General features: G+C 71.4%; 15 protein-coding genes, 1 pseudogene and 1 riboswitch. Of the genes and pseudogenes, 8 read left to right on the forward strand and 8 right to left on the reverse strand.

Features of this window, described 5'->3' with window-relative positions:
• Window positions 1–267: pseudogene (locus tag AB0305_RS20970) on the forward strand (DEAD/DEAH box helicase); the annotation flags it as partial.
• Window positions 268–376: 109 nt separating this feature from the next.
• Here the strand turns inward: AB0305_RS20970 and AB0305_RS20975 are convergent.
• From AB0305_RS20975 to AB0305_RS20995, 5 genes are all read right to left on the reverse strand, one after another.
• Entirely contained in the window at window positions 377–1,027 is a 651-nt protein-coding gene (locus tag AB0305_RS20975; protein ID WP_364134368.1) for an MBL fold metallo-hydrolase, read from the reverse strand.
• A 20-nt stretch (window positions 1,028–1,047) separates the two neighbouring features.
• A complete protein-coding gene (locus AB0305_RS20980) occupies window positions 1,048–2,055 on the reverse strand; it encodes an aldo/keto reductase (RefSeq protein WP_364134365.1) in 1,008 nt (335 codons plus the stop codon).
• 200 nt (window positions 2,056–2,255) lie between these two features.
• Window positions 2,256–2,660 carry a multidrug efflux SMR transporter gene (locus AB0305_RS20985; protein WP_364134362.1) on the reverse strand — a complete coding sequence of 135 codons (405 nt, stop codon included), beginning with the start codon at window positions 2,658–2,660 and terminating at the stop codon, window positions 2,256–2,258.
• Window positions 2,660–2,983: an SMR family transporter gene (locus tag AB0305_RS20990; protein WP_364134359.1), complete on the reverse strand. Its 324-nt coding sequence runs from the start codon at window positions 2,981–2,983 to the stop codon at window positions 2,660–2,662. Before AB0305_RS20990 ends, AB0305_RS20985 begins: the two co-directional genes overlap by 1 nt.
• Before the next feature lie 11 nt (window positions 2,984–2,994).
• Window positions 2,995–3,059, reverse strand: a riboswitch (guanidine-III (ykkC-III) riboswitch).
• A 46-nt stretch (window positions 3,060–3,105) separates the two neighbouring features.
• A complete protein-coding gene (locus tag AB0305_RS20995) occupies window positions 3,106–3,657 on the reverse strand; it encodes a HutD family protein (protein WP_290256358.1) in 552 nt (183 codons plus the stop codon).
• 116 nt (window positions 3,658–3,773) lie between these two features.
• On the opposite strand from AB0305_RS20995, the gene AB0305_RS21000 reads away from it, so the two are divergent.
• The gene (locus tag AB0305_RS21000; protein ID WP_364134355.1) at window positions 3,774–4,373 is read left to right on the forward strand and encodes a phosphoribosylanthranilate isomerase; all 600 of its coding nucleotides are present in this window, start codon (window positions 3,774–3,776) and stop codon (window positions 4,371–4,373) included.
• A 30-nt stretch (window positions 4,374–4,403) separates the two neighbouring features.
• Here AB0305_RS21000 and AB0305_RS21005 read toward each other — a convergent pair whose 3' ends face one another.
• Window positions 4,404–5,450, reverse strand: a complete 1,047-nt coding sequence (locus tag AB0305_RS21005; RefSeq protein WP_364134352.1) for a metallophosphoesterase — start codon at window positions 5,448–5,450, stop codon at window positions 4,404–4,406.
• A 218-nt stretch (window positions 5,451–5,668) separates the two neighbouring features.
• Between AB0305_RS21005 and AB0305_RS21010 the strand changes: the two genes are divergently transcribed.
• Together AB0305_RS21010 and AB0305_RS21015 are read left to right on the forward strand one after the other, a co-directional pair.
• On the forward strand, window positions 5,669–6,070 hold the full coding sequence (locus AB0305_RS21010; RefSeq protein ID WP_364134349.1) for a YccF domain-containing protein: 402 nt from the start codon (window positions 5,669–5,671) through the stop codon (window positions 6,068–6,070).
• Window positions 6,071–6,112: 42 nt separating this feature from the next.
• Window positions 6,113–6,628, forward strand: a complete 516-nt coding sequence (locus tag AB0305_RS21015; RefSeq protein ID WP_364134346.1) for an SRPBCC domain-containing protein — start codon at window positions 6,113–6,115, stop codon at window positions 6,626–6,628.
• A gap of 13 nt (window positions 6,629–6,641) precedes the next feature.
• Here AB0305_RS21015 and AB0305_RS21020 read toward each other — a convergent pair whose 3' ends face one another.
• The gene (locus AB0305_RS21020; RefSeq protein WP_364134343.1) at window positions 6,642–7,511 is read right to left on the reverse strand and encodes a DUF4031 domain-containing protein; all 870 of its coding nucleotides are present in this window, start codon (window positions 7,509–7,511) and stop codon (window positions 6,642–6,644) included.
• Between the two features lie 9 nt (window positions 7,512–7,520).
• A complete protein-coding gene (locus AB0305_RS21025) occupies window positions 7,521–8,855 on the reverse strand; it encodes an FAD-binding oxidoreductase (RefSeq protein WP_364134341.1) in 1,335 nt (444 codons plus the stop codon).
• Between the two features lie 161 nt (window positions 8,856–9,016).
• On the opposite strand from AB0305_RS21025, the gene AB0305_RS21030 reads away from it, so the two are divergent.
• From AB0305_RS21030 to AB0305_RS21045, 4 genes are all read left to right on the forward strand, one after another.
• Entirely contained in the window at window positions 9,017–9,457 is a 441-nt protein-coding gene (locus AB0305_RS21030) for a TOBE domain-containing protein (RefSeq protein ID WP_364134338.1), read from the forward strand.
• Window positions 9,454–10,215: a molybdate ABC transporter substrate-binding protein gene (gene modA / locus AB0305_RS21035; protein ID WP_364134335.1), complete on the forward strand. Its 762-nt coding sequence runs from the start codon at window positions 9,454–9,456 to the stop codon at window positions 10,213–10,215. Before AB0305_RS21030 ends, modA begins: the two co-directional genes overlap by 4 nt.
• Window positions 10,212–11,066, forward strand: coding sequence for an ABC transporter permease (locus AB0305_RS21040; protein WP_364134333.1), 855 nt, complete (start codon window positions 10,212–10,214; stop codon window positions 11,064–11,066). The genes modA and AB0305_RS21040 overlap by 4 nt, the downstream gene beginning before the upstream one ends.
• Window positions 11,063–11,486 (forward strand): ATP-binding cassette domain-containing protein (locus AB0305_RS21045; RefSeq protein ID WP_366173918.1); only part of this gene is annotated, 424 nt, incomplete at its 3' end. The genes AB0305_RS21040 and AB0305_RS21045, both read left to right, overlap by 4 nt.

Below are 11,486 nucleotides of genomic sequence, written 5' to 3' on the forward strand. Positions count from 1 at the left end.
CGGGGCGGCGCCCCGCGTACCGGCGGCTCCGCCGGCGGCCAGCGCAGCGGACGTCCGGCCACCGGCCAGCGTGCCGCGGCAGGCGCCAAGTCGGGCGGTCGCTCCGGCGGCGGTTCGGCTCCGGTCTGGTCCTCCAACACGGGCGGCACGTCCGGCGGTTCCTACGCGGGCGGCGGCAACGGCCGCTCCGGCGAAGGCCGTCCGGCCCGCAGCGGCGGTCCCCGCCGCGCGTCGGCCCCGGCGTCGAACGACCGCCGCAGCCGCTAGGGTTTTCCGCTACGCAAAGTAGCTGGCGAAGCGCAAAATGCCGGTCGCTATGGGTATTCCCGCAGCGACCGGCATTATGCGCAGCGCAAGTCTCAGGGCCTAGCGCCAGCTACCAGCCGCGGGCGCGCCACTCCTCAAGGTGCGGGCGTTCCGCGCCCAGGGTGGTCGGCTTGCCGTGACCCGGGTGCACGACCGTGTCGTCCGGGTAGACATCGAACAGCCGCGCGGAGACATCGTCCAGCAGCTGGGTGAAGCGTTCCGGATCCTTATCCGTGTTGCCCACCCCGCCCGGGAACAGCGAGTCGCCGGAGAAGATGTGCGCGGGCCCTGCCGGGTCCTGGTACACCAGCGCCACCGAACCCGGGGTGTGGCCGCGCAAGTGCACCGCCGTCACGTCGAACCCGTCGAAGTTGCCGACGTCGCCGTGATCCAGCAGCACGTCCACCGGCACCGGCAGCGCGGGGGCGTCGTCGGTTCCGGCGGCGGTCTTCGCGCCGGTCGCCTTGACCACCTCGGGCAGCGCACGGACGTGGTCCCAGTGCTGGTGCGTGGTGGCGATCAGCGCCAGCTTCGGCGTCGCCTCGGTGTCCGCGGCGGCGTCGGCCAGCAGCGCCTCGATGGCGGCCGCATCATCGGCCGCATCGATCAGGAGCTGCGCGCCGGAAGCCTTCGCGGTGATCAGGTACACGTTGTTGTCCATCTCGCTGACCGAAATCCTGCGGATAGTGACGTCGCGGAGCGAATGAATGAGTGAGTCCATGGGCATCAGTCTAGGACCGCCTATTCCCGGCCCTCGGACACCCAGCCCGGGTTCGCTGCGCGGGAGCCGACGACGGCGTCCGCCGCTGTGTTGAGCCGGTCGAGTTGCGCCGGGCTCAGCTCCAGGGACAGTGCGCCGAGGTTTTCATCGATCCGGGCGGCCTTGCGGGTGCCGGGGATCGGGACGACGGGCAGGCCCAGCGCCTCGCCCCGGGCCAGCAGCCAAGCCAGGGCAACCTGCGCCGGCGTGGCGGGACCGTTGGCGGTCTGCAGCTCGGCGGCGACCTCGCGGACCGTGGCCACCACGGCCTGGTTGGCGTCCACTGCATCCGCGGCGAAGCGGGGGATGTTGCGGCGGAAGTCGTTGCTGCCCAGCTTCGAGGCATCCACGGTGCCGGTCAGGAAGCCCCGGCCCAGCGGCGAATAGGGCACGAAGCCGACACCCAGTTCGGCGGCCGCGGGCACCACGTTGCGCTCCACGTCCCGGCTCCAGATGGACCATTCGCTCTGGACGGCGGCGATCGGGTGCACGGCGTGGGCCTCCCGGAGTTCCGCCGCCGTCACCTCGGACAGGCCCAGGTGCTTGACCTTTCCGGCCTTGACCAGCTCCGCCATGGCCTCCACGGTTTCCACAATCGGAACGCGGAGGTCACGGCGGTGCATGTAATACAGGTCGATGCTGTCGGTGCCGAGGCGGGACAGGCTGCGGTCCACGGCCTCGCGGACGTAGGCGGCGTCGCCCCGGATGTCCGTGTAGCCCTCCGCCGGGTTCCCCACCAGGCCGAACTTCGTGGCCAACTGCACCTCGGAGCGCCGGTCCTTGAGCAATTGGGCGAAGAGTTCTTCATTGCTGCCGCCGCCGTAAATGTCCGCGGTGTCCAGGAAGGTCACCCCGGCGTCGACGGCATGGTGCAGGGTGGCCAGCGCCTCGGCCGGGTCAACCTCGCCGTAAACCGGGGTCAGGGCCATTCCGCCGAAACCCAAGGGGCTGACGCTGAGGCTGTCGCCGAGCTGAACTGTGGCTGTCATCTGGAGTCTCCTGTCATTGCCGGAACCGCTGTCCCAGCCAAGAACCTCCCGCCCGGTCCCGGTATTCCGGGCGGGTTCCCGGGGGTTGCCAGCGTTCGTCCGGGCCCGGCAGCAAGCCTGCGTGCGATTCTCCCCGGTTACCTCCCGGACCCGGGCCCGCGACACGGCGTGTCCGGCCGGATCGGCGGTTGCCGGTGGGACTAACCGGGCGGGAGCGTACGGGACGACGGCTCGGAAACGGGCGGTTCGGAGTCCTCCGGCCCGCCCGGCAGCAGTTTCAGCCCCGCCGCGCAGCCGACGATCCCCGCTATGAACAGCAGTTTCAGCGGGTTGGCGGCTTCGACGCCGGTGGCCATCGCCCAGCCCACGGTCAGGGCGGCGCCGATTCCTACCCACACGGCATACGCAGTGCCAAGCGGGATGCGCCGCACGGCCATGCCCAGTCCGGCCATGCTCAATGCCGCGGCCACGGCGAAGATCAGGGTAGGCACGGGACGGCTGAACCCGTCGGAGAGACCCAGAGCCGTGGCCCACACCGCCTCGAGGACGGCGGAGCCGAGCAGGATCAGCCAGGAAACACCCGATCCGCGAGTGCCGGCGCGCATTACGCCACCAGCTTCAGGCCGGCCACGCACGCCACGATCCCGCCGAGCAGCATGATCCGGGCGGCGCTGGCGGGTTCAACACGGGTGGCCATCGCATAAGCGGAGGTAAGGACGACGCCGACTCCCACCCAGACGGCGTAGGCGGTCCCGGTGGGTATGGTCTGCATGGCGATCGCGAGTCCGCCGGTGCTTGCGAGGACGGAGACCAGGAACAGTGCGCCCGGCAGGAGTCGGCGGCGGCCGGTGGCCTGCGACGTGCGGTGCAACGCGGCGGCCCACACGGCTTCTAGGGATCCGGCGGCAATGAGGATGATCCACGACATGACAACAATCCTTTGGCCAGTCTTGTCGCGTGCCGGGTACTGAACCGTCGTCCGGAGGCCGGGGATCCGGCCTTGCCTTCAGCCTAGCAAAAGCCGGGGGCTAGGCCTCCGGCTGGGATCAATCAGTCGACAGGGTCGATCGAGACGACGGCAAGGAAGCCGCGGCCCAGGATCTCGGGCGTCGCCGTGTCAGAGCCGACGACGGCGTCGTACCGGCCCAGCGCCTCGCCGTCCGCCGTCGCCTGGCCCTGCAGCAGGATGCCGAACTGCCCCTCGAAGACCGGGTGTGCCCGTTTCTTGGACAGTTCGATGATGGAGGTGAAGCCCTTGAAGGCGCCCCGCCGGCAGATGACATTCAGGTCCCGAATGTCGCCGGTGGGCAGGGCACCGGCCGCGTCGGCGTCGCCGGAGAACCGGAACGGGCGGTACTTTTCCAGCGGGTGCTCGGCGCCGTCGACCGTGAGGAACAGCAGGTCGCCGTTCACCACGGTGAGGACCCGCTCCATCCCGGGGAACGCGGAAAAGTCTCCGGCCTTGCCGACCTCCGCGATGCTTACCCGCCAGTCCCAGCCGCCGTCGGCCGCGTCGAGCGGGAAGCGGGCCAGTTCACGGGTGGTGCCACCGCCGTTGCGCCAGGGGGCGGGTTTGAGGTCGGCGTAACGGATGATGTCCATGGGATCAGCCTAGCCGCGGCGCCGATGCCCGGGCCCGGGACTTGCTAACGTCGAAGCAACGTCGAATTCAGTCCAGCGTCGTCTCACTGGGCACAGCACAGCGGTTGGGAGCCGGAATGTTCGTCAAGGTATGCGGTCTGAGCACCAGCGAGGCCGTCCGGGCCGCCGTCGACGCCGGGGCGGACGCGGTGGGCTTCGTCCTGACCGCCAGCCCCCGTCAGGTGGCGCCGGACCGGGTCCGCGAACTGCTGCCCGGCGTGCCGTCAGGGGTTCCCGCGGTGGGCGTCTTCCGGCACGAACGGGCGGCCGACGCCGTCGCCGCGGCACGGGACGCCGGGCTGGACTGGGTCCAGCTGCACGGCGACCGGACCCGGGAGGACGTCCGGGTGGTCCACGACGCCGGGATGAGGCTGATCCGGGCGATCACGATGTCCGCGGCACCGGAAGCCTTCGCCGACTGGGGCGAGGACCTGCTGCTGGTCGACGCCGCCGTGCCCGGCTCCGGCGAGGCCTGGGACTATGCCTCGGTCCGCGCCCGTGGGCTGGGGGACCGGCACTGGCTGCTGGCCGGCGGCCTGGACCCGGCGAACGTGGCAGACGCTGCCGCGGCGGCCGGTGCGTGGGGCGTGGACGTCTCCTCCGGCGTCGAGGTTTCCCGTGGGGTCAAGGACCCGGCCCGGGTCACGGCCTTCGTCACCGCCGCCAAGGGGCACTGACCGCCGCCCCGGGGGCCACCCAAGGCGCGGTCACCGCGTGATGGTGAAGGTGTCCGTGAAGCTGCCCTCGGCCGGGACCAGTGCGGCGGTCAGCGCGTCCTCTCCCACGGACACCTTCAGCGTGCCGTAGGTGGGCTTGACGTTCTTGCCGGACCACTCCGCGAAGTAGCCGGCCTCGGGATCTTCCTCGCGGACGTCGTGCAGCCCCACCCCGCCGATCCCGACGCCGGCAAACACCGTCCCGCGGCCCTGGTTGAGCGTGCCGCCGGTGCCACCCAGGCACTGTTTCGAGAATTCATCCGGGACCAGGGCGGGGCAGTCCGGACTGTAGCCCAGTTGGTGCGTGCGCTGGTACAGGTGCTGATGGCCGGTGAGGACCAGGTCCACCTTCTTCTCGATCAGCAGGTTGTTGAAGTCCGCGCCGGGCTGGCAGGAGTAGGCGCCCAGGTTGAAACACGGGGTGTGCATGCCCACCACCGTCCAGGGGATGTTCCGTTCCTTCGCCCCGTCCAGCGCGTCCGCGGTCCACTTCCAGCGCTCGCTGTCGCGGCCGTAGTCCAGGGTTTTGCCGTCCCGGAACCTGATCCCGGGGGAGACCATGACGATGCGGACCAGTGGGTTCTCTTGGGGCACGTCGGCGTACCACTGCGTGCCGTACTCACCCACCAGCCCGGGCAGCCGGTTCGGCAGGCACTGGGCGAAGGTGGCGATGTCGCCGTCGTGCCCGTCGCTCTCGTGGTTGCCGGTGACGAGTTCATAGGGGAAGCCGGTGCCCAGGACGCCGGTGACCATGTCGCAGAACTGCTGTTCGAGGCCGGCCTGGTAGCTGAAGTCGCCCAGCGCCAGATTCAGTGCCGGCTTGATCTTCGCGACCGCTTCGAGCACCTTGCGGGCCTTGGAGCCGAAGCCGATGTCCCCCTGGGCGGTGAACACGACGGGCGCCTGCGCCGGGGTGGAGCGGGGCGCCTTGGTCCCGGATGCCGTCCCCGACGGCGTGCCGGACGACGGCGGCTGCGGGCTCCCGCCGGTGCATCCGGTGAGCAGCGTGAGCGCCAGCACGGCGGAGAGTGCGGCCACGGGCGATCTTCGGCGGCTCCGTGCCAGCCACGAACCCATGCGTTCCGCCCTTCCGCAGGCTGTTTCCGGGCAACGGCCCGGCCTACGCCTAGGGTAAACCGGGGCACGCGTCCCCGGACAGTGCCCGGCGCCGGGGTCCTCACCGGGGCCACGGATTCAGGGGCGGTTCAGGGCCTTCCCCGAGGACAGATCCACCGCCGACGGGGGAGAATGGTGCCATGAAGACTCTGCTCAACATCATCTGGCTGCTGTTCGGGGGACTGTGGCTCGCGCTGGGCTACTTCGCGGCCGGCGTCGTCTGCTGCCTGCTGATCGTCACCATCCCCTGGGGCCTGGCCTCCTTCCGGATCGCGTCCTACGCCCTGTGGCCCTTCGGCCGCGCCGTGGTGGACCGGCCCGGCGGCGGCGGTGCCCTGTCCCTGCTGGGCAACGTCATCTGGCTGCTGGTGGCCGGCATCTGGATCGCCGTGGGCCACGTGGTGACCGCGTTCGCCATGGCCGTGACCATCGTCGGGATCCCGCTGGCCATCGCCAACCTCAAGCTGATCCCGGTGTCCCTGATGCCGTTGGGCAAGCAGATCGTCACGACGGACCGGCCGTTCGCCGGCGTCTACCGCTAGGAAACAGGCTCAACCGTCGCCGGAACGCGGAGGGAGAGGGCAATGCTGGAGAACGCAGAATCCACCGGTGCGGAGGCCGTGCCGGAACAGGACGAGCTCACGCTGGTAATCACCCGCGAATTCCAGGTGCCCGCCCGTGCAGTCTGGGCGGCGCTGGTCGATCCGGACCAGGCGGCCCTCTGGTGGGGGCCGCGGGGCTTCCGGGCACTGCGCGAAACCATCGACGCGGACCTGGAAATCGGCACCCCGTACCGGGCCTGTCTCCTCGAGGACGCGACCGGCCAGGAACACTGGTTCAGCGGTGTCCTGACCGATCTCGAGCCGCCCACACTGTTCGTCTTCACCCATGCCTGGGAGAAGGTGGACGGCACCCGCGGCTTCGAGACCGAGGGTGCCTTCCGGCTTGAGGAGATCGATGGCGGCACCCGCCTGGTCTTCACCCAGGGCCCCTTCGACACCGCCGACCACCGGGACACCCACGGCTCCGGCTGGCGCGAATCCTTCGACCGTCTCGCCGAACACCTCCGCCGCACAGCCTGCGGGTCCGGGGACCGGTGAGGCGGCCCGGAGCCTAAGCCAGTTCGCCCGCGAGGTTCCGCCGCGCGGTGTCTTCCCAGAGGGACCGCCCGCGCCCGGTGTGGAAGAGCGGCTCCTGTGTCAGCAGTTGCCGGACGACGGCGGCGCGGCCGGCGGCGAAGTCGGCGTCGCCGATGTGCGCGAAGTCCTTCCGCACGGCCGCGAGGTAGCGGGCGTACTCTGCGGGGTCGCTCCCGAGGATGGAGAGGTCGGCGTCGCTGAGGAGGGCCGCGGCGTCGTCGCCCGGCTCGGGCCGGTGGTCCGCCGTCATCCGTACCAGCCGACCCACCTCCTCCGCCTCGCCGTCGGGCAGGCCGGTGTGGGCCAGCCGTTCCTCGGCCAGGCGCGCGGACTCCTCCTCGTCCTCGCCCGCGATCCCGTGGTAAACCGCGTCATGGAACCAGGCCGCCAGGCGCACCGTCCGGGACGGCAGCCCGGGAGCGGCCAGCCGGTCCAGCGCCTCCAGCACTTCGAGCAGGTGGGTGCGGCCGTGGTAGCTCCGGTGCTCCTCACCCCACCGGTCCAGGAGGTCCAGGAAGAGCGCCTCGTGGCCGGGCAGGGTCTCGTTCCAGCGCGTCAGGAGCGGCAGCTTCAGTGAGCCGTTGCGCCGCCGGGCGGGAATCCGGAGCCCGCTGGCGATCAGCTTGCGCACCAGGACCCGGCCCTCCACCGGGATGGCCCCGGCGGCAACCAGTGCGTCGAAGCGGGCCTCGGCGACGTCGTAGTGGTCGCCGTCGAACGCCCGCTCCGGGACTCCCGCCGCCCCCGCGAACGCGTGCAGCTCCTCAAGGGAGCTGTCGGACACCAGGTGCGAGAAGACGGTGCCGTGGGCGGGCCAGAGCGGGGGATCGATGTAGATGGCCATTCCGGCAGTTTACGAGGCGGCCGGCAGGATGTTCTGGTTGCCGCGGAAGACGTTCTCCGGATCGAACTCGCGTTTCACCCGGGCCAGCCGCCCGTAGTTCTCCTCGCCAAAGGCGGCACGGACCCGGTCCCGGCCCTCGTCACCGACGAAGTTCAGCCAGACTCCGCCGTTGGCGTAGGGCGCGATGTCCCGGCGGAACTGCTTGACCCAGGCCTTGGCCTCCTCCGCGGCCGCCGCCGACGCCTCCATGCCGTACGGGTGTGTGACCCACTGGGCGCCGCGGTTCTGCAGCGGGGTCTGCGCCGCTGCGGGGCCGGCCACGGCGCCGCCCCACCGGGCCAAGAGGTGCTGGGAGTGGGGTCCGGGAAGGTGGCTCGCCGCATCCACGATCACGTCCAGCGCGGCGTCGGGCAACGCGTCGTGGTACTCGGCGCTCCAGTAGTGGTAGAGGTCGGGCGGGTCATCGATCATGCACTGGAAGGCGGTGTAGTCCATGTCGCCCACCAGGTCGACGGCGGGCCCCAGCGCACGGAACGGGGCGGCCTCCTCGACCCCGGCAGCCGGGTCGCCGGCGTAGAGGTAGGCCAGGCCGACGGCGGGCTTGCCCACCATATCTTCGGGAACGAAGGGTTCCGGCGGTGCGGTGAGGAAGACCAGTGCGGTGCCGACGGCGTCCGGTGCCTTCAGGGAGATGTCACGGTAGGCGCGGGCCAGGTCGGGTGCGTCCTCGCCACGGAACAGCATGATGCCGGCATGCACGGTAGGGCCCAGTTCGTGCAGCCCGAAGGTGAAGCCGGTGGCCACGCCGAAGTTGCCACCGCCCCCGTGCAGGGCCCAGAACAGCTCGGGATTCTCGGCGGCGCTCGCCGTGACGCGGTCTCCGTCCGCGGTGACCAGGTCCACCGATTGCAGGTTGTCGCAGGCGAAGCCGTAGGAACGCTCCAGCCATCCCGATCCGCCGCCCAGGGTGAAGCCGGCCACGCCCGTGGTGGAGGCCCGTCCGCCGGTGCTGGCCAGCCCGTGCTCCTGGGTGGCCCGGTCGAATTCGCCCCAGGTGACCCCGGCGCCGACCGTGACGGTGCGGTTGTCCGGGTCCACCGTGATGGACTTCATCGGCCGGACGTCCACCACCAGTCCGCCCTCTTTCGTGGACATTCCCGCCACCGAGTGCCCGCCGGCCCGGACAGCGACGTCGAGCCTGTTGGCGCGGGCGTGCGCGAGGGCCTCGGCCACGTCCGCGGCGCCGGCGCATCGGGCGATGACGGCCGGGCGCCGGTCGATCATGGCGTTGAAGAGTTTACGCGTTTCGTCGTAGGCCGTGTCCTCCGGCCGGACCCATTCCATGGCTGTGCTCCTAGCCGACCGGGGCCCACCCCACCCTCCCATGGTAGGCCGGATGGTCCGGCGGAACCATGGTCAGGCGGGCGCCCGCGGCGCCTGCAGGAAAGGCTCAGATACGGTCCTAACGGGTCACCACATCCGCATCTGCGGACTATAGTGGCGCCATGCCTACTTTTCGCGTCTCCGAAGCGGCCCGGTTCCTCGGGGTCAGCGACGATACCGTCCGCCGCTGGACCGAGAGCGGAACCCTGACCCCGCACCGGGACGACTCTGGCCGGCTGGTGGTGGACGGGCTGGAGCTCGCCGGCGTGGCCCGGGACCAGTCAAAGCTCCCCGAGGATCCGTCCCGCGGCGGCAGTTCCGCCCGCAACCGGTTCGTCGGTCTGGTCACCGGCATCACCGCTGACACGGTCATGGCGCAGGTGGAGCTGCAGTGCGGACCGTTCCGGGTGGTGTCGCTGATGAGCAGCGAGGCCGTCCGGGACCTCGGGCTGGAACTCGGCTCCGTCGCCACCGCCGTCGTCAAAGCCACCACGGTGATCATCGAGAGCCCGCACGGAAGCGGCCCGCACGGCGGCGGCCCGAACGGGAAGACCCAGGCATGAGCCGCCGTGCCGCGGCTCTTCTCGCCGCCGCTGTCCTGGCCGCCGGGACCGCCGCCTGCGGCAGCGGAGGCAGCGCGGGGGAGGGGAAGACCCTCACCGTCTTCGCCGCGGCCTCCCTCAAGGCTCCCTTCACGGCGCTAGCCCAGAGCTTCGAGGCCAGCCACCCCGGCACCAAGGTCACGTTGAGCTTCGCCGGGTCCTCGGACCTCGCCACCCAGCTGAGCCAAGGCGCCCCGGCGGACGTCTTCGCCTCCGCCGACCCCGCGAACATGGCCAAGGTGACCGGCGCCGGGCTCGCCGACGGCAGCCCGCGGAACTTCGCCAGCAACACCCTCACCATCGCGGTGCCGCCGGCCAATCCGGCCGGCATCACGTCCTTCGCGGACCTGGCCAGGCCGGGCACCCGCGTGGTGGTCTGCGCACCGCAGGTCCCGTGCGGCGCGGCCGCAGTGGCCGTCGAGGGCAAGACCGGGGTGCGCCTGGCGCCGGTGAGCGAGGAATCCGCCGTCACCGACGTCCTCGGCAAGGTGGCGTCGGGGGAGGCCGACGCCGGACTGGTCTACGTCACGGACGTCCTGGGGTCGGCGGGCAAGGTCAAGGGCGTGCCCTTCCCGGAGGCCGCGTCCGCCGTCAACACCTATCCGATCGCGGCCCTGCGGGGCGGCCGTGAGAAGAACCTGGCGCAGGCCTTCCTCGACGAGGTCACCGGCGCCGAGGGCCAGAAGGTGCTGGCCGACGCCGGGTTCGGGCGTCCGTGAGGCGCCCGGGGGCGAGACGCCACGACTACAGCGGCATCCCACGCTGGGTGGCGGCGCTCGCCGTCGTCGCCGCCGCGTTCATCCTGCTGCCCCTGGCGGCCGTGGTGGCCCGTGTCGACTGGCCCAACTTCCTGCCGCTGGTGACCTCGGATGCCTCCCTGACGGCGCTGGGCCTGAGCCTGCGGACGGCGGCGGCGAGCACCGTCCTCTGCATCCTGCTGGGAGTGCCGCTGGCGCTGGTGCTGGCCCGCGGCGAGTTCCCCGGGCAGCGGCTGCTCCGGTCCTTCGTGCTGTTGCCCCTGGTGCTGCCGCCGGTGGTGGGCGGCATCGCCCTGCTGTACACCTTCGGCCGGCAGGGGCTGTTGGGCCGCGGTCTGGAGGTGGCGGGCATCCAGATTGCCTTCTCCACGACGGCGGTGGTCCTGGCGCAGACGTTCGTCGCCCTGCCGTTCCTGGTGGTCAGCCTGGAGGGGGCGCTGCGCGCCGGCGGCCAGCGCTACGAGGCGGTGGCCGCGACGCTTGGCGCCCGGCCCGGAACCATACTCCGGCGGGTCACGCTGCCGCTGGTGCTGCCGGGACTGGCCTCCGGGGCGGTCCTCTCCTTCGCCCGCAGCCTGGGCGAGTTTGGCGCCACCCTCACCTTCGCCGGCAGCCTCCAGGGCATCACCCGGACCCTTCCGCTGGAGATCTATCTGCAACGGGAGACCGATGCGGATGCCGCCGTGGCCCTGTCGCTGCTCCTGGTGGCCGTGGCCGTCATCGTCGTCGGGGTCAGCTACCGCGGGCCCGGTACGCCGTCCGCCGCTCCGTCCCGCAACGCGAACGCCGAGCCGGCGGAGGCGAGGCTATGACGTTCACCCTCGACGCCGTGGTCGCGGACCGGGGCCTGGACGTCTCGCTGAATCTGGGCGCTGCGGAGACCGTCGCCATCCTGGGTCCCAACGGCGCCGGAAAATCCACCCTGCTTTCCGTTATCGCCGGCCTGATCCGCCCGGACTCGGGCGCAGCCGCGCTCGACGGCCGGCCGCTGTTCCACCTCGGCGGCGGCCGCACGGTGTGGACCCCGCCGCACCGCCGCGGAACCGCGCTGCTTGCCCAGGAAGCCCTTCTTTTCCCACACCTGACCGCCCTGGACAACGTGGCCTTCGGCCCCCGCAGCGCCGGCGCCGGACGCGCCGCGGCCAGGGATGCGGCCGCCCGCTGGCTGGCCGAGGTCGACGCAGCGGCATCCTCCCGCCGGTGTTCGGCTACAACAGCCGCAGCGGCGCAGA

It is taken from the genome of Arthrobacter sp. NPDC080086, assembly GCF_040702285.1.

What these genes read in the sequence shown, in the direction of transcription:
- AB0305_RS20975 (WP_364134368.1), bottom strand. Translation starts at nt 1,027, where the DNA reads ATGGACTCACTCATTCATTCGCTCCGCGACGTCACTATCCGCAGGATT.
- AB0305_RS20995 (WP_290256358.1), bottom strand. Translation starts at nt 3,657, where the DNA reads ATGGACATCATCCGTTACGCCGACCTCAAACCCGCCCCCTGGCGCAAC.
- AB0305_RS21030 (WP_364134338.1), top strand. Translation starts at nt 9,017, where the DNA reads ATGCCTACTTTTCGCGTCTCCGAAGCGGCCCGGTTCCTCGGGGTCAGC.
- AB0305_RS21025 (WP_364134341.1), bottom strand. Translation starts at nt 8,855, where the DNA reads ATGGAATGGGTCCGGCCGGAGGACACGGCCTACGACGAAACGCGTAAA.
- modA (WP_364134335.1), top strand. Translation starts at nt 9,454, where the DNA reads ATGAGCCGCCGTGCCGCGGCTCTTCTCGCCGCCGCTGTCCTGGCCGCC.
- AB0305_RS21015 (WP_364134346.1), top strand. Translation starts at nt 6,113, where the DNA reads ATGCTGGAGAACGCAGAATCCACCGGTGCGGAGGCCGTGCCGGAACAG.
- AB0305_RS21000 (WP_364134355.1), top strand. Translation starts at nt 3,774, where the DNA reads ATGTTCGTCAAGGTATGCGGTCTGAGCACCAGCGAGGCCGTCCGGGCC.
- AB0305_RS21020 (WP_364134343.1), bottom strand. Translation starts at nt 7,511, where the DNA reads ATGGCCATCTACATCGATCCCCCGCTCTGGCCCGCCCACGGCACCGTC.
- AB0305_RS20985 (WP_364134362.1), bottom strand. Translation starts at nt 2,660, where the DNA reads ATGCGCGCCGGCACTCGCGGATCGGGTGTTTCCTGGCTGATCCTGCTC.
- AB0305_RS21010 (WP_364134349.1), top strand. Translation starts at nt 5,669, where the DNA reads ATGAAGACTCTGCTCAACATCATCTGGCTGCTGTTCGGGGGACTGTGG.
- AB0305_RS20990 (WP_364134359.1), bottom strand. Translation starts at nt 2,983, where the DNA reads ATGTCGTGGATCATCCTCATTGCCGCCGGATCCCTAGAAGCCGTGTGG.
- AB0305_RS20980 (WP_364134365.1), bottom strand. Translation starts at nt 2,055, where the DNA reads ATGACAGCCACAGTTCAGCTCGGCGACAGCCTCAGCGTCAGCCCCTTG.